24 protein-coding genes and 1 tRNA gene are annotated in these 18,089 nt (G+C 62.4%); 7 read left to right on the top strand and 18 right to left on the bottom strand.

What is annotated here, in order from left to right:
• Positions 1 to 879 carry a GPO family capsid scaffolding protein gene (locus LW136_RS21010; RefSeq protein ID WP_234174034.1) on the bottom strand — a complete coding sequence of 293 codons (879 nt, stop codon included), beginning with the start codon at positions 877 to 879 and terminating at the stop codon, positions 1 to 3.
• A 161-nt stretch (positions 880 to 1,040) separates the two neighbouring features.
• Here LW136_RS21010 and LW136_RS21005 point away from each other — a divergent pair, with 161 nt between their 5' ends.
• The 3 genes from LW136_RS21005 to LW136_RS20995 all read left to right on the top strand — a co-directional run bounded on the left by LW136_RS21005 (position 1,041) and on the right by LW136_RS20995 (position 4,523).
• Positions 1,041 to 3,095, top strand: coding sequence for a terminase large subunit domain-containing protein (locus LW136_RS21005; RefSeq protein ID WP_234174033.1), 2,055 nt, complete (start codon positions 1,041 to 1,043; stop codon positions 3,093 to 3,095).
• On the top strand, positions 3,007 to 3,858 hold the full coding sequence (locus tag LW136_RS21000) for a phage portal protein (RefSeq protein ID WP_234175294.1): 852 nt from the start codon (positions 3,007 to 3,009) through the stop codon (positions 3,856 to 3,858). Before LW136_RS21005 ends, LW136_RS21000 begins: the two co-directional genes overlap by 89 nt.
• A 407-nt stretch (positions 3,859 to 4,265) precedes the next feature.
• A complete protein-coding gene (locus LW136_RS20995) occupies positions 4,266 to 4,523 on the top strand; it encodes an Ogr/Delta-like zinc finger protein (protein WP_234175293.1) in 258 nt (85 codons plus the stop codon).
• Here LW136_RS20995 and LW136_RS20990 read toward each other — a convergent pair.
• The 12 genes from LW136_RS20990 to LW136_RS20935 form a co-directional block, all read right to left on the bottom strand.
• The gene (locus LW136_RS20990) at positions 4,487 to 4,720 is read right to left on the bottom strand and encodes a hypothetical protein (protein WP_234174032.1); all 234 of its coding nucleotides are present in this window, start codon (positions 4,718 to 4,720) and stop codon (positions 4,487 to 4,489) included. The genes LW136_RS20995 and LW136_RS20990 overlap by 37 nt on opposite strands.
• A 423-nt stretch (positions 4,721 to 5,143) precedes the next feature.
• Positions 5,144 to 5,380, bottom strand: coding sequence for a hypothetical protein (locus tag LW136_RS20985; protein ID WP_234174030.1), 237 nt, complete (start codon positions 5,378 to 5,380; stop codon positions 5,144 to 5,146).
• A gap of 10 nt (positions 5,381 to 5,390) precedes the next feature.
• Positions 5,391 to 5,651: a hypothetical protein gene (locus LW136_RS20980; protein ID WP_234174028.1), complete on the bottom strand. Its 261-nt coding sequence runs from the start codon at positions 5,649 to 5,651 to the stop codon at positions 5,391 to 5,393.
• On the bottom strand, positions 5,644 to 5,874 hold the full coding sequence (locus LW136_RS20975; RefSeq protein ID WP_181119293.1) for a hypothetical protein: 231 nt from the start codon (positions 5,872 to 5,874) through the stop codon (positions 5,644 to 5,646). Before LW136_RS20975 ends, LW136_RS20980 begins: the two co-directional genes overlap by 8 nt.
• On the bottom strand, positions 5,867 to 6,208 hold the full coding sequence (locus LW136_RS20970) for a hypothetical protein (RefSeq protein ID WP_234174027.1): 342 nt from the start codon (positions 6,206 to 6,208) through the stop codon (positions 5,867 to 5,869). The genes LW136_RS20975 and LW136_RS20970 overlap by 8 nt, the downstream gene beginning before the upstream one ends.
• An 8-nt stretch (positions 6,209 to 6,216) precedes the next feature.
• Positions 6,217 to 6,480, bottom strand: coding sequence for a hypothetical protein (locus tag LW136_RS20965; protein WP_234174020.1), 264 nt, complete (start codon positions 6,478 to 6,480; stop codon positions 6,217 to 6,219).
• A 61-nt stretch (positions 6,481 to 6,541) separates the two neighbouring features.
• On the bottom strand, positions 6,542 to 6,799 hold the full coding sequence (locus LW136_RS20960; protein ID WP_234174019.1) for a hypothetical protein: 258 nt from the start codon (positions 6,797 to 6,799) through the stop codon (positions 6,542 to 6,544).
• The gene (locus LW136_RS20955) at positions 6,790 to 7,143 is read right to left on the bottom strand and encodes a hypothetical protein (RefSeq protein ID WP_234174017.1); all 354 of its coding nucleotides are present in this window, start codon (positions 7,141 to 7,143) and stop codon (positions 6,790 to 6,792) included. Before LW136_RS20955 ends, LW136_RS20960 begins: the two co-directional genes overlap by 10 nt.
• Before the next feature lie 13 nt (positions 7,144 to 7,156).
• The gene (locus LW136_RS20950) at positions 7,157 to 7,555 is read right to left on the bottom strand and encodes a hypothetical protein (protein WP_234174008.1); all 399 of its coding nucleotides are present in this window, start codon (positions 7,553 to 7,555) and stop codon (positions 7,157 to 7,159) included.
• On the bottom strand, positions 7,548 to 7,736 hold the full coding sequence (locus LW136_RS20945) for a hypothetical protein (RefSeq protein ID WP_234174006.1): 189 nt from the start codon (positions 7,734 to 7,736) through the stop codon (positions 7,548 to 7,550). The genes LW136_RS20950 and LW136_RS20945 overlap by 8 nt, the downstream gene beginning before the upstream one ends.
• 436 nt (positions 7,737 to 8,172) lie before the next feature.
• Entirely contained in the window at positions 8,173 to 10,830 is a 2,658-nt protein-coding gene (locus LW136_RS20940) for a toprim domain-containing protein (RefSeq protein WP_234174005.1), read from the bottom strand.
• A 10-nt stretch (positions 10,831 to 10,840) separates the two neighbouring features.
• A complete protein-coding gene (locus LW136_RS20935) occupies positions 10,841 to 11,074 on the bottom strand; it encodes a hypothetical protein (protein WP_186415968.1) in 234 nt (77 codons plus the stop codon).
• 87 nt (positions 11,075 to 11,161) lie between these two features.
• On the opposite strand from LW136_RS20935, the gene LW136_RS20930 reads away from it, so the two are divergent.
• The 3 genes from LW136_RS20930 to LW136_RS20920 are packed head-to-tail and all read left to right on the top strand — an operon-like array spanning position 11,162 to position 12,652.
• Positions 11,162 to 11,401 carry a helix-turn-helix domain-containing protein gene (locus tag LW136_RS20930; RefSeq protein ID WP_186415967.1) on the top strand — a complete coding sequence of 80 codons (240 nt, stop codon included), beginning with the start codon at positions 11,162 to 11,164 and terminating at the stop codon, positions 11,399 to 11,401.
• A 4-nt stretch (positions 11,402 to 11,405) separates the two neighbouring features.
• Positions 11,406 to 12,455, top strand: coding sequence for a phage integrase (locus LW136_RS20925; RefSeq protein WP_234174004.1), 1,050 nt, complete (start codon positions 11,406 to 11,408; stop codon positions 12,453 to 12,455).
• Positions 12,452 to 12,652, top strand: a complete 201-nt coding sequence (locus LW136_RS20920) for a hypothetical protein (RefSeq protein WP_234174001.1) — start codon at positions 12,452 to 12,454, stop codon at positions 12,650 to 12,652. The genes LW136_RS20925 and LW136_RS20920 overlap by 4 nt, the downstream gene beginning before the upstream one ends.
• Positions 12,653 to 12,747: 95 nt before the next feature.
• Here the strand turns inward: LW136_RS20920 and LW136_RS20915 are convergent.
• The 4 genes from LW136_RS20915 to LW136_RS20900 form a co-directional block, all read right to left on the bottom strand.
• A tRNA-Thr gene (locus tag LW136_RS20915) sits at positions 12,748 to 12,823 on the bottom strand.
• A gap of 70 nt (positions 12,824 to 12,893) precedes the next feature.
• A complete protein-coding gene (locus LW136_RS20910; protein WP_234173999.1) occupies positions 12,894 to 14,126 on the bottom strand; it encodes a methyltransferase in 1,233 nt (410 codons plus the stop codon).
• Between the two features lie 92 nt (positions 14,127 to 14,218).
• A complete protein-coding gene (locus LW136_RS20905) occupies positions 14,219 to 15,595 on the bottom strand; it encodes a TRAP transporter large permease (protein ID WP_041015330.1) in 1,377 nt (458 codons plus the stop codon).
• Entirely contained in the window at positions 15,588 to 16,139 is a 552-nt protein-coding gene (locus tag LW136_RS20900; protein ID WP_234173997.1) for a TRAP transporter small permease subunit, read from the bottom strand. Before LW136_RS20900 ends, LW136_RS20905 begins: the two co-directional genes overlap by 8 nt.
• A gap of 294 nt (positions 16,140 to 16,433) precedes the next feature.
• On the opposite strand from LW136_RS20900, the gene LW136_RS20895 reads away from it, so the two are divergent.
• A complete protein-coding gene (locus LW136_RS20895) occupies positions 16,434 to 17,540 on the top strand; it encodes a TRAP transporter substrate-binding protein (protein ID WP_014821990.1) in 1,107 nt (368 codons plus the stop codon).
• A gap of 83 nt (positions 17,541 to 17,623) precedes the next feature.
• On the opposite strand, the gene LW136_RS20890 is transcribed toward LW136_RS20895, so the two are convergent.
• Positions 17,624 to 18,049: an OsmC family protein gene (locus LW136_RS20890; RefSeq protein ID WP_014821989.1), complete on the bottom strand. Its 426-nt coding sequence runs from the start codon at positions 18,047 to 18,049 to the stop codon at positions 17,624 to 17,626.
• Between the last annotated feature and the right edge of the window lie 40 nt (positions 18,050 to 18,089).

The raw sequence follows: 18,089 nt of genomic DNA, 5'->3' as shown, positions 1-18,089 counted from the left end.
TCAGTACACGGCCTCTTGTTTGTCGTCGGCCGCGCCAGTGGTGTTGGGCACGTCTTTGCCCTTGCCCTGGTTCAGCGCGGTGTTGAATTTCTCGGTCAGGTCATCCAGCGAGGTTTTCAGGCTGTTGAACTGCTCGGCGGTGATACCGGTGGCCTTGTCGCCGTCTTTGCCGGCTTCCGGCTCGGTGACGGCGGGCTTCTCGGGCTCGGTGGGCTTGGCGGCAAAGGTGGCAGCGCTCGTTTCCAGGCTGGTGGCCACGGTGCCGAGCTTGTCCACCGCTGCGGCGAAGGCCTGCACGGTTTTCGGATCCATTGGGGTGCTCTCGTCTTTGGGGGTTGCGGGGGATTCGGGACCGCCCTTGCCGAGGGCGCTGAACAGACGGGTGAAGAAGGAAAGGGCGGCGGCTTCGTCCGTGTCGGGCGCGGCGATCAGCTCGCCCAGCGGCTCGAGGTTGGCGAAGTAGTTGCCCTTATCCGCGCGGCGGGAGAAGTGCAGGGGCTCGGTGCCCAGGCTGGCGGGCTCGTCGGTCACGGCCAGGCCGGCAAGATAGGCTTTGCCGGTGTCGGCGAACTCGGGCTGGATCTCGATGCTGGTGAACAGCTTCTGAGCTTCCTTGTTCAGCGCAAGCAGCCGGTCGTTGGGCTGCAGCTTGGCGAACAGGGCGACCTTGCCGTCTTCCAGGTCTTCGGCCTTCAGCTCGGTGACGGTGCCGAAGCTGCCGACATACCGGATGTGCTCGTACCAGATCGTCGCGGTGTACAGCGCGGGGTTGTAGGCCTCGGCCATGTCGCGCAGGTCCTGCGCCTCGATCGTGCGGCCGTCGGCGGTTTTGCCGCTGGTGGCGACGCGTTTCCAGTCGGTAACAAGGGAGCGGGGCATGAACTTTTCGGCTCTGTCGGGGTTCAGATGCCGCCACCATAGGCACCGCCCAGGTACCCCTCAAACGCTTTGCTTTCGCCCCGTTCCTAGCTGCGAAATCTAGGAATTGCCCGCAATTTATCTGCGCGTTTGCCTCTTTTTCGCCGCATAGACTGCGGCGCATGCCTTACTCCATCGAGATCAAAGAAACCGCCAAGCGCCTGTACCTGCGCCGCGCCAAGCCGCGCGAAATACAGGCCGAACTCGGCTTGCCCAACGTCCGGATCGTCTACTACTGGATCGCCAAGGGCGGCTGGGACGAGATGCTGACGGACGAGGAGCCGCTGACCGCCGTCAGCCGGCGCATCACCCTGCTGCTGGAGAAACCCGGCACGCTGGCCAAGGGCGAACTGGACGAGCTGGACCGCCTCACCACCGTGCGCGAGCGCCTGCTGAAGCAATGCGCCAAGCCGCAGCAGTCGGCCCACGACGCGCCGCGAGAGCGGAGCGAGGACAGAGAGCAACAGGGCGAACGGCAACAGCGGCGGGGCGGCAAAGGTGAACGGCGGGAGAAGAAGCCGAAGAACGACGTCACCGGCCTCTCCGAAGTCGACTTCCTGGAGAAGTTCACGGCCAACATGTTCGGCTACCAGCAGGAGCTGTTCGCCGCCAAGCAGAACCCGCTGACCTGCCGCATCCGCAATGTGCTGAAAAGCCGGCAGGTGGGCCTGACCTACTACTTCGCCGCCGAAGCCTTCATGGATGCGGTGCTGACCGGCGACAACCAGATGTTCCTCTCGGCCAGCCGGGCGCAGTCCGAGATCTTCCGCAGCTACATCATCGCTTTCGCTGCCGAGTGGTTCGGCATCCAGCTCACCGGCAACCCCATCGTGCTCAGCCGCGACGGCAAGCCCTGGGCCGAGCTGCGCTTTCTCAGCACCAACAGCAGCACCGCCCAGGGTCACCACGGGCACGTCTACATCGACGAGTACTTCTGGATCCGTGACTTCGAGAAGCTGAACAGCCTCGCCGGGGCAATGGCCACCCACAAAAAGTGGCGAAAAACCTACTTTTCCACGCCCAGCGCCGTCACCCATCAGGCCTACCCGTTCTGGACTGGCGAGGAGTTCCGCAACAGCAAGCGCGGCAAAAAGCTCGGGCAGGAGTGGCCCAGCGAAGCGGCCATCCACCAGGGCGCGCTCTGTCCGGACGGCCAGTGGCGCAAGATCATCACCATCGAGGACGCCGTGGCCGGCGGCTGCGATCTCTTCGATATCGATCGCCTGCGCCTGGAGAACGACGAAGACCGCTTCGATCAGCTCTACATGTGCAAATTCATCGACAGCACGCAGAGCGTTTTCAGCCTGGCCGACCTCGAGCGCTGCTACTCCGACCAGAGCCTGTGGGCCGACTACGACCCCGACCCGAACGCCCCGCGCCCATTCGGCAACAGCCCGGTCTGGCTCGGTTATGACCCCAGCCGCACACGCGACGACGCCACCTGCGTGGTGGTCGCGCCACCGCTGGAAGCCGGCGGCAAGTTTCGCATCCTGGAGAAGCACAGCTGGCGAGGACACTCGTTCACCTACCAGGCCGGCCAGGTCAAGAAGCTCACCGAGCGCTTCAACGTCGTGCACATCGGCATCGACATCACCGGGGTGGGCTACGGCGTATTCGACCTGGTGCGCGACTTCTTCCCGCGGGCCACGCCGATCCACTACAGCCTGGAGACGAAGAATGCCCTGGTGCTCAAGGCTCAGGACACCGTCCAGGGCAGCCGCATCGAGTGGGACGCCGGCTGGAACGACATCGCCGCGGCCTTCCTGACGATCAAGCGTGGCGCCACTGCCAGCGGCCAGATCACCTACAGCGCCTCGCGCACCGACGCCACCGGCCATGCCGATATCGCCTGGGCGATCATGCACGCGCTGGCCCATGAACCCCTCAACACCAACAAACGGCGGCGCAGCCGCTGGTCATCACTCGAACAGGTCAGCCATGGCAAAGCGCAAACCGCAGCAGCAACAAGCAACCAATCGGGCGCCCAAGGCGTTCTCGTTCGGCGCGCCCGAATCGGTGCTGGCCGAAAACATGGGGCAGTACCTGGGCGTGTTCGCCAGCGACGACGGGCGCCTGTACACGCCGCCGGTGTCGCGCACCGGGCTGGCCAAGCTGCTGCGCGCCAACGCTCACCACGGCGCCATTCCGAAGTTCAAGCGCAACCTGCTGTTGCGTGACTTCCGCCCCTCGGCCGGTTGCAGCGCGCAGACCATGGGGCGCGCGGCGCTCGATTTCATCGTCTTCGGCGAGGCCTACTTCCAGCGCATGCGCAACATCATCGGCCAGGTGCTCGAGCTGCAGCACCTGCCGGCGATCAACATGCGGCGCAAGGTCGGCGGCGGCTTTGTGATGCTGCTGCCCAAGGGGCAGGAACTGCACTTCGAGGAAGACGAGGTGGAGCACGTGATGGACTACGACGTGGAGCAGAACGTTTACGGCGTGCCGGACTACCTGGGCGGCATGCACTCGCTGTTGCTCAACGAGAGCGCCACGCTGTTCCGCCGCTACTACAACAACGGCGCCCACGCGGGCTTCATCTTCTACACCAACGATCCGGACCTCACCGAGGAGGACGAGAAGAAGCTCCAGGAGCAGATCTCGGGCAGCAAAGGGGTGGGCAACTTCCGCTCGATGTTCGTGAACATCCCGGGCGGTACCGAAAAGGCGATTCAGATCATTCCGGTCGGGGACGTCGCCACCAAGGACGAGTTCGAGCGCATCAAGAACATCACCCGGGCGGACGTGATCGCCGCGCACCGCATGAACCCCGCGCTGGCCGGCATCATGCCGGAGAACTCCAGCGGCTTCGGCGACATCGAGAAGATCGACCGCGTGTTCACCAACAACGAGATCCGGCCCATCGCCATGCTGTTCCTGCAGATCAACGCCACGCTGCGCGCCGATCGGCGGGTGGCCTGGAACGAGCCGGCGGCGCGCTGAATGCGACATATGTGCATATTTGCTGGCATATACGGACAGCTTACAATTGTGTTGTGGCAATTGGCCATGACGTTCGGGGCGATGATGTACGAGTACAAAATAGTGGCGGTACCGCCAAGCATTGATCTTAAGGGCACCACGCAAAACGGGCAGGAAGCGGCGATATACCTCAAAGCCCAGGTGGACGATCACGCTGTCGAAGGATGGGATTTTTATCGAATCGCCAGCGTAGGGTTCCAAGTGCCGGATTCTTTCGTGGCCCTGGCGGAGCCACTTTTCTCCGGCTCTAACTTGACGCTCTGCTTCCGAAGGCACCGCTGAGCGTCATAAGTGACGTGATTCGATATAGCCACTACATGTTGTGGCAGAATAGTACCCGTATGGATACCTCGGGGGAGGGGCTACGGGTGCGAATCTACTGCAACGCTTGCCGGGGAAAAGCCCGGATCGGATCCCGCGACGAGCTTTCGGAAAACTTCGCCAGGCTCTACTGCCAGTGCCTGGACCCCCTGTGCGGTCATACCTTCGTGATGAACCTCACCTACTCGCACGCGCTGCGCCCTGCAGCTGGGGCGGTTGACCAATTGCTGTTCGACCGTCTCCGCCAGCTGCCTCGAGCGCAACAGCGTCAGCTGTTCGAACAGCTCGGCGCCGCGACTGGCTGACGCAGCGCGCTGGCCAGCGCCTTTACGTTGTTCCTGATACGAACTTCCACCATCTGCAGAATCAACCGCTGCCCCTCGTTCACGGCCGCGTCCCCGCTTCCTGCCGCAGCGGCAGTTCCCATGTAAGCAACTACGTTTGCTACGTCCTCCATTTCATCGATCATCGTGTTAATTGCAGAATGAAGTTCGTGTTCCATTACTACCGTTCCCTTGGTGGTACATATCAGGGCTTGAAGTTTAGGTATCGATTTTTTGCAGCGTCAAGCACTTTTTAGAACCGATAAAAATAATCTCGCAGGTGCTGATGACACAGCCGAAACCGTGCTAGGAGGCCCGCGCGACGGGCTCTGTAAGGATTGGTGGCTAGAATTCGTCTTTCCTGATTCTGGTTGGTCAATGTCGGCGAATTTGTTATTGCGTTAATTGACGGCTTCGTCATTGCGTCATTTCGTTAAAAGGGCGAAGGAGCAAAAGCACAAAAGCCCTTTTGCTCCCGAGCTGCCTTGATCCGTATTTAAGTATTTACATAGTTACTTATTTACTTACTTTCTTACTTTGTTTCTTCGGGCACAAAAAAGAGCGCCGGAGCGCTCTTTCTGTTGCTGCGTGTCGCCTCGTTTTCAGGTTAGGCGGACCTCCAGCGTGACCACACCATAGCGGCGCTGGCCGTTCAGGTCCTCGAATGCCGCCACGAATAGGCCGGCGGGCAGCGGGATCTGCACCACGCCGTTGCCGGTTTCGTGTTGCAGCAGCTGGGTCGCCTCCACCAGCGCAAAGCCGGATGGCAGATCCAGCTGCTCACGCGCCTGTCGCTGCTGCGCCTCGGGTACTGCGATCAGTTGTCCATCGATCAGCATGGCGTTCTCCTCACATGCACATCGGCGCGTTGCTGCCGGTGCGCTCCAGGTCCAGTTGTTCCCATACCGAGAGCAGCCGGCCGTGCTTGTCGCGGTTGCGCTTCTGCACGCTGGGCAGCTCGGCGTAACAGGCCTTGCAGATATCGCTCAGCCCGTCCGGCTTGGCTGCCTGGCGGTAGAAGAACTCGCTATCGGCCGGCCAGTGCTCGTCGCACTTCTTGCAGAGCTTTTCGGGCGGCTCCTCGAGCACCTGGACGGCGGCGTCAGCCATTGGCCACCTCCTCGAGCAGGTCGCCCGGGTGGGTGAACGTGGTGCGCTCACGCGGGTTGAGCAGGTCGGGTTGTTCCTGGAGCAGGCCCGGCGCCAAGCCCAGCTTCCTGGCCAGTGCTTCGGCAGCGTGGCGGGCATCGATGGTGCAGCTCGCCGTCTGTTTCTCACCGCGCACGGTGGCCATGTAGGTCATGCCGGTGAAGCGGGTGCGGATTTCAACCATGGGCCACCTCGCCGGCCGAGCTCGCAACGTCACGGACGACCGCAGCCATCATGAAGTGCTGGCCGTTGTTGGTTTCAATGGGGCCAAGGCAGTGCCGTGCTTCTCCGGTGATCGCACTCGCCATCGGCATGGTGAGCATGACGATACGACCCAGGAAACGTGCAAGCCCTTGCCAGTCCTCGAGCTGGTCGCCGCACAGCTCGCATTCGATGAACTCCATCACTTCGTCCCAGATGTCATCGCCAGCCTTTTCACGGGCGGCGAATTTCTCGGGGTAGGCCGCAACGATCAGCTCGAACAGCTCCAGGTCGTCCAGCGGTTTAGTGTTCTGCATGGGGCACCTCAGTTCAAAGTAGGCGCAGCGGCACGGGGCGCGGCGCAGGGTCGGGCGAGCAGCTTGGTGATCACCGCGGCGTCGGCCGGGGTGAGTTCGCCGAGCCGGTGGGCCATGTCGGCCACGCTTTCCAAGCGGATGCGTGCTTCGGCGGTTTTATGCACCTGGTAGCTGACGAGCGCTTCCCCGACGATGGACGTGGCCGTTACCAATAGGTGACGGGGTGCTGTGGTAGCCTTTGCTCCGCTGCCGCTTGGGTGTTGTGCTTGCATGGTGTTGCTCCTTTGCTGGTGGTAGGTGTCGGGGAGTTGCACCTCCTCGACACCCTTCTTTTCAGCCCCGCCCGGGTAGGGCGCTGGCCGTGAATATCGGGCGCATGTCGCGCCGCACTTCGAACATTCCCAATTCCTTGCCGTCCAGGTCCTGCAGGTGAACCCGCGTCAGCTCGCCTGGCAGCGCGGTCGGGTGGTGGTCGCGCCAGTGGCAGCTCGCGGCCAGCTCGGCCAGTGATTCGGCGGTCATCACCTCGACGCAGGCGATCGGCAGATCGATATGGCCGGAGACGCCGTTGGCGCAGTAGGTCAGTCGCATGGGGTTGATTCCTCGCCCGCTTTCTTGGCCCAGTTCAGCAGCTGATATGGCTCGGCAAACTCGCGACGCTCGACGGAACAGCCGCCCTCGTCGTCAAAGGTGAGCACCATGCCGCGCAACGCGAATTGCTCTGGAAAAGCCTTTTCACCCAGTTCGATGGCGCGGTTGCAAGCAGCGGTGTAGGCGGTATTGAGATGGGCTACCTGTTCGTCGAAGGACCGTTTGGCCTCGGCCAGCCCTTGCTCAGCGTCGATGAGATCTTCTTGGGAGCGCTCAAGGAGGTGCATGGCGTCCAGCAGCTTGTTCATCGGCCTAGCGGTGGGGGTTTGAGTTTGCTTGGTCATGGTGTTGCTCCTTTCAGTGGTGGGTGCGGAGTAGATCGAAGGTGGCGGCAAACACTTCGTCGCCCAGCTGGCGGGCGGTCAGGTGGCCGTAGTGCAAGCCGAGTTCGCGGGTGATCCAGTGGGCTTGCTCGGGGCGGTCCAGGCTGATCATCGTCAGCAGTAGGGCGCGGCGCGGCAGGTCGAGGCTGTTCAGGGTTTTCAGGAGCGCGGGCAGGGCGCCCAGCTGGGCGTCAGCCCAGGTATTAATGCCGCCCTGGGCAAATGGGAACGCTTCGCCGCCGATCAGCTCGGCGCCCTTCTTCCAGGCAGAAAAGAAGGGGTCGGTGCCGGTCGGCAGCAGCGGGCCCAGGGCCTTTGCTGCTGTGGCGAGCTGCTCGCCGGTGATCAACGGAATCAGTGGTTGGCTATTCATGGTTGCGGTACTCCTCTCTCAGTTGGTTCAAGCGGCGGCGCATGTCTTCGCGGTACTCGTCGGGGAAAGTCGGGTCAGCGAGCCATTCGCGGATTTGCCTTGGCGTCCTGCGGCTCAGCATGTCGAGCGCCAGGCAGTCCCGTAGCAGGGCTTCGTCAGGCGAAAGGGCGGTGGTGGTCATGGCGCGTTTGCCTCACCTGCACGCGTCATGGGGGCGACACCCCCGGAACATCCGGAACAGGCATCAGACAGATGTGGCTGCAGCCCAGGCAGCACGTGGGCTGCAGCCTGGTTTGCGGTGTTCCCCCGCTGCCGGAACATGCCGGAACAGGTTTTTCGGGCGAATCGCTGGAGGGCGCGCGCAGCAAGGTCTACAGGGCGTTCCGGTGAAAAGGGCTTGGCGGAACAATTGCGGAACATGGCGGAACAGGTTGTTCCGGCGCGTTCCACCGTGTTCCGGTGCTGGCGGAACGGTTTTCTATTGGTAACTCCTTGTTCTATAAGAGTTTCTTTTTCAATAATTTCAATGTTCCGGATGTTCCGGACCAGACGGGGCAATACACGCCGGGAGTCATATCCGCCTATACGCACACACACGCCCGCCTGACGCATACGACTCAGCATGACCAGTTCCCCCGAGCAAACACCCAGCAGTTGAGGGAGCGCTTCTCGATCACCGAGCGCACCTTGCGGTTCTCCAGGAAGCGGTAGGTGGTGCTGAGTGGGAGGGCGCGCATCAGCTGTACAGCGGGGATCACCTCCTGCCCTGCGAGCCGGCAGGCGTTGTGGAAATGCTCGATGTTGATGGCGATCAGGCCTTTGTCGCCGCTGTGGTTCAGCGTCTCCTGGGTGATCTCCTTGGGGGCTTCGCCTGACTCGTGCACCGTCACCACGCGCTCGTTCAGGTAGTGGAAGATCTGCCAGAAGCGCGAGGCGATGGTGTCCTCTTTACTGACACGCTGTTGGCGGTCCACGGCCCTGCCCTCGATGTGCTTGAGCAGCTGATCCAGGGTGCGATCGCTCCAGTCGGGAAAGAACGCCTGGGTGGCATGTGCTGCGGCCATCATCTGCGCATGGCAGTGCACGATGCGCTGGTGGCGGATGGCGCTGTTCTCCTGCAGGCGCTTCTCGTAGACGGGAAAGGCTTCGAAGTAGCGCTGCAGCCAGGCCGCTTCGTTCTCCAGGCAGTGGCGCAAGTAGCCAGCCAACTCCTCAACAGGTCGATCTTTCAGCCGGATGGAAACCGCTTTTAGTTGGGGGGTGTGGTGCTCCTTGGTGGCGTGCATGTGGACGATGCGAGTCATGATCGCTTCGTGCCCTTCGACGCTGGCGTTCTGCGACATGCAGAGGGCGCCACGGAAGATCAGGCTGTCGGTGTCGTTGCTCGAGGACTTCACGCCGACCGTGCGCAGCGTGGCGTTGTGGTCGTACAGCGGTTTCACCTTTTCCCAGTTGTACTGGTTGACCACCACGCGGCCCTGGGCGTCGATGGTTTGGGTGTCAGACTCGATCAGCACTACCGGCAGGTTGCTCACCTGAGAGAAGGCTCGGATCAGACCGACGCTGGTTGAGCCCTCGCTGTTGGGCTTCACGCCTTCCTGGTTGGGCCGGCCCACCAGGCACCAGAGAAAACGCAGCAGGAAGGACTTGCCCGCCCCGGCTTCGCCGGTGAACTCGAAGAAGGGCCAGCTGCCCTGACGCTGTCGGATCTGCTGGACGAACAGGCAACCGGTCCACCAGCTGAGTGCGCCTACGCCGTTGAGGTGGTTGACCGCAAGGAAGTCGGCGAACCAGTCCGGCTTGAAGTCCTGCCCGTGCACTACGCGGAAGCTGTTCAGAGAGGTTTTCAGCCCGCTGCGGCCAACGTCCAGGAAGCCATGCCTGTTGGCCTGGTACTCGCGCCCCTTCCGATAGCCGAACTGCTGGAACACGTAGGTGCCGGTTTCCTCGTCGTAGCCTACGAAGGGGAGGGTGCGCACCGTCATGGCGTTTTCCAGCCAGCGGCCGCGCAGCATGGCCAGCACGCGCTCGCCGCCCTGGAAGTCACCGCCCGGTGTGCGCTCGAGCATGGCCTTGGCGAAGCTGCGGGGCTCGCCCACTGCGCTCGGGGCCAGCGGCACCTTGCAGTCCTGCTGGGCATTGGGGAACCGAAACTGGAAGAAGTACTGCTGATCGCCGGTGATGGCGTCGCGCTGGATGTACTCAAACTCAGGCACGCAGTTGGCCACCTGGGCGACGGTGCAGTGTTTGGCGAAATCGGTGTAATGCCCGTCCACCTCGTCGCCGTCCAAGTCTTTCTGCAGCTCGGCCACGTTGATGCGCGCCGAGTACAGGCGGTTCTCGTAATCGAGCAGGAAGAAGCTGCGCTTGCCTTTCATGTAAAGCAGGTAGGCGACCTTCATCGGCGACCTGGCAGTGAACAGCCGGCCGCGGTAGCAGGCCTCCTCAAGGAAGGCATCGTTCAGCTCGCCGTCGCGGTAGACATCGTCCCAGTCGCGCTCGCCGGCGAGTGCAACCCAGCCGATCTCGTTCAGCTCTTTCAGCTGCTTGAGGTACTTGGGAATGTACTTGCGGCCGGCTGGATCGTCGTCCAGGCCAATGCACCAGGTGATCAGCTTGCCGCGGTTCTCCTCGACAATGTCCCAGGGGAAGTTCACGCAGCTGATCGAGGCGATGACCTTGTAGCCGGCCAGGTGCAGCGCGATGGCGTGGAAGATGCCCTCGACGATGTAGACGCGGTCGCCCTTGTTGATGACCTGGCCCGGCGGCACCCAGCCCTGGCTCGTGTAGCTCATCTTTCCCTTGATGCCGGCCTTGTCGCCGTCATTCCGCGCTACGGCGGAGGCATCGATGATCCGTTCCCAGTAGCCGTCGCAGAGCGGAAAACGCACGGTGTCCGCCCAGCTGCCATCAGCCATCTTTCGGCGCGCTTGGCTGTACCAGCCCTGCAACTTGCTGGTGTCGAAGCCCCGATTGCGCTGCAGGTAGGCATCGGCGGTGGCGTTGGGGTTGGCCTCTGTCTTCGGGAAGCGCTCGCTCAGGTTCTCGAACAAGTGGGCGTAGCGTTCGCGGGTCTTCTGCTCAAACTGGCATTCGTTGTCGCGGTTGCACTTGAGCTGGAACGGCTTCTTCCGACTGATGAAAAGCCTGCGTTTGCCGCAGCTCGGGCACAGGCCCTTCTGCAGGTAGGTGTCGCTGATGGCCTGGAAGTCCAGCTCCCGGTCGTTCTCCAGGGCGTGGACCACATCCCGGTGGTAGATCTCCTCGAACTTCATATCTAGCCCCTCAGCGCTGGGAGCTGGATTTGGAGTTGTCCGTTCTGACTCGCTCGGCCTGTTCCGCCGCTTCCATGGCGATGTGGATCATGTTGACCAGGACGGCTTCCTTCGAGCCTTCGGTCTTTTCACGGATGAGGAGGCGACCGTTCTTGATCTCCTTTCGGATCGTGCTCTCGGACTGCCCGGTACGCCGGGCAAGCTCCGTAACTGTGGTGTATGGCGTGTCGATCACGATATTCATTTGGTAAGCTCTCCTAGTCATATGTGCTGCATATATACACATATGAGTACTTTAGAGATTCAAATGGATATGTCAAGGGGTGACAGAATGGAGCTCGGTGAGAAGCTGAAATTGATGCGCACCCGGGAACGGATGACGCAGGGGGAAATGGCTGCAGAGGTGGAAATCAGCCTGAGCAGCCTGAAGAACTACGAGCTGGGTTTGCGCAAGGAAGTTAGCGCCCTCGCGCTGCTGAAGATCACCACCCACCCGCGGTTCAAGAAGTACACGCTCTGGCTGATGTGCGACGAGATTGCGCCGGAGTGCGGGCAAGTCAGCCCCGTCTGATCCAGTGTCAATCAAGAAGCTCGAGGACGGGCGCTACGAAGTCGATTGCCGACCGGAAGGCCGCAACGGCCCTCGCATTCGCAAGAAATTCCGGACGAAGAACGAAGCGCTGGTTTACCAGAACCGGATCATGGGCGACGGTGCGCGGGGTTCGTTCGAGAAGAAGCCCAAGCGGGACGAGCGACTGCTGTCCGACCTGGTCACGCTCTGGTTCAACAATCACGGGCGCACTCTCAAACGCGGCGAGGAACGGGAGCGCGCGCTGCAGGCGATGGCCACTCGCATGGGCAACCCGCGGGCGTCGGACTTCACCACCAGCCACTTCACGCAGTACCGGGCCGATCGCCTGGCCGGCAAGTACGGCCGAGAAACAGCCGGCAGCGGGCGGAAGAAGGGTGAGAAAGCCAAGCCCGTCAGCGCCAATACCTTGAACCACGAGCTGGCCTACCTGCGCGCTGTGTTCAACGAACTCGAGCGACTTGGGGAGTGGGTGGGCGATAACCCGCTGGCGAAGGTGCGGGCGCTGAAGTTCGACGAAACGGAGATGGCCTACCTGGAACGCGATCAGATCCAGCCGTTGCTCGCTGCCCTGGACGAGATCTCGCCGAAAGCCGGGCTGGTGGCGCGGAACTGCCTGGCCACCGGCGCTAGGTGGTCAGAGGCGGAAGGGTTGACGGCTCGCCAGGTGCGCGACTGCCGGATCCACTACACCAGGACGAAGTCCTCGAAGAACCGGGCGGTGCCGATCACCGAGGATCTGCAGAAGAAGATCAAGGCCGCTCTGCCGTTCGGCGATTGCTACAAGCGCTTCGGCGAGGCGGTCGACGCGGTAGGTCTCGACCTGCCGGCCGGCCAGCTGACCCACGTGCTGCGACACACCTTTGCCAGCCATTACATGATGAACGGCGGCGATATCCTCACCCTGCAACGAGTACTCGGCCACGCCTCGCTTGCGATGACGATGAAGTACGCCCACTTCAGCCCGGGGCACCTGGCTGAGGTGGTCACACTCAACCCGCTGGCAACGGCGGAAATCAAGAAGGACGAAGCATGAAATTTATCGAAGTAACAGACTCCTCCGGCGATAAGTACCTAATCAACCTGCACGACATATCCTTGGTGATTCCGGACGGCAACGATTGGGATTCGGGCTGCACGATCCTTTTCCGGAAGGGCGCCACTCAATACACATCGCTGAGCGTAGGCCTTACGGAAACCGTCAAGCTCAAGAACCAATTGCTCTCTGCCTGATCGTCTGTGGACGATATGTGGACGTGCTCGCGAGATGAAAACTCGTTTTCGTCCCGCAGGAAACGCGAAAGCCCCGCATTGCGGGGCTTTCAATATGGTGCCGGCACCAGGAGTCGAACCCGGGACCTACTGATTACAAGTCAGTTGCTCTACCAGCTGAGCTATACCGGCATTTGAGGGTCGCCATTATATCCATTGCGCGCGGCGAGTAAACCGTTTGGTTACGGTGACTTGCAGTGGCTTATTCAGGCCGCTTCACATTCTGCGCGGGCGCGTCGAGTTCGGCGAGCAAGAGCAGGTTGCGCGGCGTCAGTTGGCTGGGGCAGAAGGTGCCCAGGCGAACGCGGTAGCCCTGTTCTTCCAGCAGTAATGCTCGGTCGAGCAACAGCCAGAGTTCGAGCGGGCGGCGGAACAGGCCGCGCACCAGTTCCAGGTTGCGAACTTCGGCTAGGCGCTGCCAGCCTGTGCGCTCCAGTGCCGGCCAGTCCTCGTCACCGGGCGCGGGTAGTTGCTTGAGCGTGGCGAGGTCGCGGCAGTAGTCGGCGAAGTCTTTCTTCAGCCAGGCGCCGGGCAGCGACGGGGTCGGCAGGTATTCGTCCTGCTGGCGCAGGTGGCGCTGCAGGATGTCGAAGCCCAGGCGCCAGGCCATGGACTGGTCGCGGTTGCGCCGTTCGCGTGCGCCCGCGGTGACGGTTTCGCTCAAGGGCAAACCGAGGTCATCGCGCGTGAGCTGCAAGGACGAAGCGCCGGCTGTCTGTGACAGTGGGATGTAGTGCTCATCGGTGATGCGGTTGTAGCAGCAGGGTGCCACCGCAAGCTGGCGGCATTGTTTGGCGACGGCCAGTTGCAGCAGGCGAACATGGAGGTCGCCGCAGGCATGCAGGGCGACTGGCGTATGCGTGGCGTGCAGCTGGTCCCCAGCATCGGAAGCCAGCACATCCTGGCAGCGGTGCGTCGCGTCGACGCCGAGTCGTTCGCTCAGCTTGTCGCCGGCGTTGACCAGCGCTTCGTCCCACTCAAGGCAGGTCAGTGCGGCGCCGTTTCTGGCCAGATGCCGGCCGAGATGACCTTTGCCGGAGCACCAGTCGAGCCAGTGCCGCGGCCTTTCGCGAAAGTGCAGGCGCGCGCCGAACGCCTGGATCTGCAGCGATTTGCGTCCCGGTATGTCGAGGTTCTGGCGATGAGCCACAGCCGGCGGCTCGCTTGCGGGCAGTTCGTCGATCTGGCTCAGCTCGCAGGCGATCGCAGCCAGCTGCGGGAAAGGTGCCGGTGCGGCGAGTTCGCCTGGCTGGTTGTGCGCGGCTTCGGCGTCGGCCAGTGAGCGTGCTCGCAGCCAGGCGGCTAGTTCCGGGTAGTCCTTTTCCCACGGCAGGCTTCGGCAAACGAATGGGCGTGGGCGCCAGAGAGCCTGGTGCTCGCTCAGGAAACGGTCGAGTGCCTGGAAGCGTTCGAGCAGAGAAGGGGAGGCTGTCATCGGCGGGCAGGCGTTCGGGCGGGAGCCGATTGTAGCGGGATGCTGCGGTAGGAAGCACAACGCCCGTCGAGGGACGGGCGTTGCAGCTGCAGTTACTGGCCGTAGACCTGTTCCGGTAGCCAGGTAACGAGCCCGGGCCACATGTAGGCCACCACCAGCATGCCGATCTGGATCAGGATGAACGGCAGCACGCCCTTGTACATCACACTGGTCGGTACGCTGCGGGGTGTGACGCCGCGCAGGTAGAACAGCGAGAAGCCGAAGGGAGGGGTGAGGAACGAGGTCTGCAGGTTGATGGCGAACATCACGCCGAGCCAGACCGGGTCCAGGCCCATGGCCAGCAGGATCGGGCCGACGATGGGCACCACCACGAAGATGATCTCGATGAAATCGAGAATGAAGCCCAGCAGGAAGATGACCAGCATCACCACCAGGAACGCGCCGAGCACACCGCCAGGCAGCGAATGCAGGGCATCTTCGATCAGCGCTTCACCGCCAAAGCCGCGGAACACCAGGGAGAACAGCGACGCACCGATGAGGATGAGGAACACCATGGAGGTGATTTCGGTGGTGCCGAAGGCTACCTGCTTGAGCTGGGCGAAATTCAGCTGGCCCTTGGCGATCGACAGCAAGGTCGCGCCCAGGGCACCGATCGCAGCAGCCTCGGTCGGTGTGGCGTAACCGGCGAGAATCGAGCCGAGCACTGCGGTGATCAGCGCCAGCGGTGGCAGCAGCGCACCGATCAGCTTGCCCCATTCGATCGGCCCCAGTTCTTCCTGCGGCAAGGCGGGCAGCTTCTTCGGCTGGAAGATCGCTACCGCGATGAGGTAGAGGATGTACATGCCAACCAGCACGAGGCCCGGAATCAGCGCGCCGACGAACAGGTCGCCGACCGACACGGTCTTCGGCGAGAAGATGCCCATCTTCAGCTGTGCCTGCTGGAAGGCGCTGGACATCACATCGCCGAGCAGGACCAGGATGATCGAGGGTGGAATGATCTGACCGAGGGTGCCGGTGGCGGCGAGGGTGCCGGTAGCGATCGCCGGGTCGTAGCCGCGACGCAGCATCGTCGGCAGTGCCAGCAGGCCCATGGTGACCACGGTGGCGCCGACGATACCGGTGCTGGCCGCAAGCAGCGCGCCGACCACGCAGACCGAAATCGCCAGGCCGCCACGCATGGTGCCGAACAGCCGCGACATCGATTCCAGCAGGTCTTCGGCGACGCGCGATTTCTCCAGCATCACGCCCATGAAAACGAACAGCGGTACCGCCAGCATCGTCTGGTTGTTCATGATGCCGAAGATGCGGTTCGGCAACGCGTGCAGATAACCCACGTCGAACGAGCCGGTGACCACGCCGATGCCGGCGAACAGGAGCGCCATGCCGCCAAGGGTAAAGGCGACCGGGTACCCGGACATCAGGGCGAAGCAGATGCTGATGAACAGCAGGATGGCCATGATCTCACCCATGCTCCACCTCCTGCTCTGCTTCAGGCAAACGACCGGCCAGGCGGTAGCCGGCCTTGATCAGGTCGGAAAGGCCCTGCATGGCGAGGCTGCCGACCAGCAGCAGGATGATGCTCTTCTGCAGGTAGACGAACTTCAGCCCGCCCGACTCGTTGGAACCTTCGTGAGTCGCCCAGGAACTGGTGACGTAATCCCAGCTGTTCCAGCCGAGGAACAGGCAGACCGGCAGCAGAAAGAGCAGGTGGCCAAGACCGTCGACGACGGTCTGCCTGCGACTGCTGAACTTCTGATAGAAGATGTCGACGCGAACGTGGCCGTTGCGCTGCAGGGTCCAGGCGGCGGCGCCCATGAACACCAGCGCATGGCCGTACATTACCGCTTCCTGCAGGGCGATGGCGCCGATGCCGAAACCGTAGCGCAGGACCACCACGACGGCGGTACCGATGACAAGAAACAGGGTGATCCAGGCACAGAGCTGGCCGAGGCGCATGTTGAACGCATCGATGAGACCAGCCACGCGCAGCAGGGGCGGGGGGCTCTGGGACATTTGTAGTCCTTCTTAGGAGACGCAAGGTTGGCGGGAGAGGGCGATTCTTGCAGTACTGGCGTCTTGCAGCAATCGGCCTACGACTTTTAGCTTATGCGCTAGGCTTGAGGCGCCGGAGGCTCTAATGTTAGTCGAGCCCGGAGTGGCGGATGCATTTCCGGCGCAGGTTTCGCCGTACGAGTCAGCGGTCAGCCTGACTCAGGGACTCGAAACGGAACGAAAGGCGCAAGGCGGTCCGGCAAAAAGCGTAGCCTTGCCGTTGCGCAATAAGAACAAATAACAAGGAGTAACCTCATGAAACGTCGTGACATTCTCACCGCCGCTGGCGTAGGCCTGGCGGCAACCGCTCTGGCTGGCTGCAATGACAAGAGCGAGAAGCCGGCAGCGGGCGAAAGCAAGCAGGCCAGCGAACAGCAGACATTCAACTGGAAGATGGTCACCTCCTGGCCGAAGAACTTCCCTGGCGTAGGCGTCGGTGCCGAGCGCTTCGCCAATCTGGTCAACGAAATGAGCGGTGGCCGGCTGAAGGTCAAGGTCTATGCCGCCGGCGAGCTGGTCCCGGCGCTGGAAGTGTTCGACGCGGTATCGCGCGGCACCGCCGAAATGGGTCATGGCGCACCTTACTACTGGAAAGGCAAGGTCCCGGCCGCGCAGTTCTTCTGCGCCCTGCCGTTCGGCCCGAACGCGCAGGAAATGAATGCCTGGCTGCATCGTGGCGGCGGCATGCAGCTGTGGGAAGAGGTCTACAAGCCCTACGGCGTACTGCCGATGGCCTGTGGTGCCACCGGCGTGCAGACCGCCGGCTGGTTCAACAAGGAAATCAATTCGGTCGACGACTTCAAGGGTCTGAAGATGCGTACCCCGGGCCTGGGCGGCGAAGTGCTGACCAAGATGGGCGGTACCGTGGTGAACATGCCGGCTGGCGAGATCTTCACCGCCCTGCAGACCGGCGCGATCGACGCCACCGAGTGGATCGGCCCGTACAACGATCTGGCCCTGGGTCTGCACAAGGCTTCCAAGTACTACTACACCCCGGGCTGGCAGGAGCCGAACGTCACCTTCGAGCTGGACGTCAATCTCAAGGCCTGGGAAACCCTGCCGGATGATCTGAAGGCCATCGTTCGTGCCGCGGCGCGTGACGTCAACGGCGACATGCTCGATGACTACAACGCCAAGAACATGGAAGCGCTGGAGCAACTGCGCGAGCAGGGCGTCGAAGTACGCCGCCTGCCGGACGAAGTGCTGTCCCGCCTGAAGGAAGTGGCGGCTGAAGTGGTCGACGCCTCCGCCAACGCCGATCCGGTGGCGGCCAAGGTGTGGGAGCAGCAGAGTGCCTATCTCAAGCGGTTGTATGAATACGCCGAGCTGAACGAGAAGGACATCTACAACATCCGCGGCTGATAACTACCCCGGATGCGAAAACGCCACACCGGCAACGGTGTGGCGTTTTTTTTGCGCCCGAGCTTCGCGCGATGGAGGCGCGGTCAGCCTTCCAGCGTCGCGTTCAGGCTGATGCGAGCGTTGAGTACCTTGGATACCGGGCAGCCTTCCTTCGCCTGATTGGCGATCTGCTGGAACTGCGCGTCATCCGCACCCGGAATCCGCGCCTTGAGGGTGAGATCGATCGCCGTGATGCTGAAGCCTTCACCATCCTTGTCGAGTGTGACCTCGGCACGGGTGTCGATGCGTTCGGCGGTCAGCCCGGCCTGGCCCAGCATCATCGACAGGGCCATCGAGAAGCAGCCGGCATGGGCCGCGCCGATCAGCTCTTCCGGATTGGTCCCCGGCGTGTCTTCGAAGCGAGTGTTGAAGCCGTAGGGGTTGTCCTTCAGTGCACCGCTCTGAGTGCTGATGGTGCCCTTGCCGTCTTTCAGGCCGCCTTGCCAGACGGCGGAAGCGCTCTTCTTCATGAACTGACCTCGAATGAATGCGTGAATGGGTTCAGCGTGC

The sequence above is a fragment of the Stutzerimonas kunmingensis genome, assembly GCF_021432085.1.
GTDB lineage: Bacteria > Pseudomonadota > Gammaproteobacteria > Pseudomonadales > Pseudomonadaceae > Stutzerimonas.
Note: the sequence above shows the minus strand (reverse complement) of the source record. Positions and strands in the feature narration are given on the sequence as shown.

Bases quoted from the DNA above. Each gene is read 5' to 3' on its own strand.
- LW136_RS21010 (WP_234174034.1), bottom strand. From the start codon at position 879: ATGCCCCGCTCCCTTGTTACCGACTGGAAACGCGTCGCCACCAGCGGC.
- LW136_RS21005 (WP_234174033.1), top strand. From the start codon at position 1,041: ATGCCTTACTCCATCGAGATCAAAGAAACCGCCAAGCGCCTGTACCTG.
- LW136_RS20990 (WP_234174032.1), bottom strand. From the start codon at position 4,720: ATGGAACACGAACTTCATTCTGCAATTAACACGATGATCGATGAAATG.
- LW136_RS20985 (WP_234174030.1), bottom strand. From the start codon at position 5,380: ATGCTGATCGATGGACAACTGATCGCAGTACCCGAGGCGCAGCAGCGA.
- LW136_RS20980 (WP_234174028.1), bottom strand. From the start codon at position 5,651: ATGGCTGACGCCGCCGTCCAGGTGCTCGAGGAGCCGCCCGAAAAGCTC.
- LW136_RS20975 (WP_181119293.1), bottom strand. From the start codon at position 5,874: ATGGTTGAAATCCGCACCCGCTTCACCGGCATGACCTACATGGCCACC.
- LW136_RS20970 (WP_234174027.1), bottom strand. From the start codon at position 6,208: ATGCAGAACACTAAACCGCTGGACGACCTGGAGCTGTTCGAGCTGATC.
- LW136_RS20965 (WP_234174020.1), bottom strand. From the start codon at position 6,480: ATGCAAGCACAACACCCAAGCGGCAGCGGAGCAAAGGCTACCACAGCA.
- LW136_RS20960 (WP_234174019.1), bottom strand. From the start codon at position 6,799: ATGCGACTGACCTACTGCGCCAACGGCGTCTCCGGCCATATCGATCTG.
- LW136_RS20955 (WP_234174017.1), bottom strand. From the start codon at position 7,143: ATGACCAAGCAAACTCAAACCCCCACCGCTAGGCCGATGAACAAGCTG.
- LW136_RS20950 (WP_234174008.1), bottom strand. From the start codon at position 7,555: ATGAATAGCCAACCACTGATTCCGTTGATCACCGGCGAGCAGCTCGCC.
- LW136_RS20945 (WP_234174006.1), bottom strand. From the start codon at position 7,736: ATGACCACCACCGCCCTTTCGCCTGACGAAGCCCTGCTACGGGACTGC.
- LW136_RS20940 (WP_234174005.1), bottom strand. From the start codon at position 10,830: ATGAAGTTCGAGGAGATCTACCACCGGGATGTGGTCCACGCCCTGGAG.
- LW136_RS20935 (WP_186415968.1), bottom strand. From the start codon at position 11,074: ATGAATATCGTGATCGACACGCCATACACCACAGTTACGGAGCTTGCC.
- LW136_RS20930 (WP_186415967.1), top strand. From the start codon at position 11,162: ATGGAGCTCGGTGAGAAGCTGAAATTGATGCGCACCCGGGAACGGATG.
- LW136_RS20920 (WP_234174001.1), top strand. From the start codon at position 12,452: ATGAAATTTATCGAAGTAACAGACTCCTCCGGCGATAAGTACCTAATC.
- LW136_RS20910 (WP_234173999.1), bottom strand. From the start codon at position 14,126: ATGACAGCCTCCCCTTCTCTGCTCGAACGCTTCCAGGCACTCGACCGT.
- LW136_RS20905 (WP_041015330.1), bottom strand. From the start codon at position 15,595: ATGGGTGAGATCATGGCCATCCTGCTGTTCATCAGCATCTGCTTCGCC.
- LW136_RS20900 (WP_234173997.1), bottom strand. From the start codon at position 16,139: ATGTCCCAGAGCCCCCCGCCCCTGCTGCGCGTGGCTGGTCTCATCGAT.
- LW136_RS20895 (WP_014821990.1), top strand. From the start codon at position 16,434: ATGAAACGTCGTGACATTCTCACCGCCGCTGGCGTAGGCCTGGCGGCA.
- LW136_RS20890 (WP_014821989.1), bottom strand. From the start codon at position 18,049: ATGAAGAAGAGCGCTTCCGCCGTCTGGCAAGGCGGCCTGAAAGACGGC.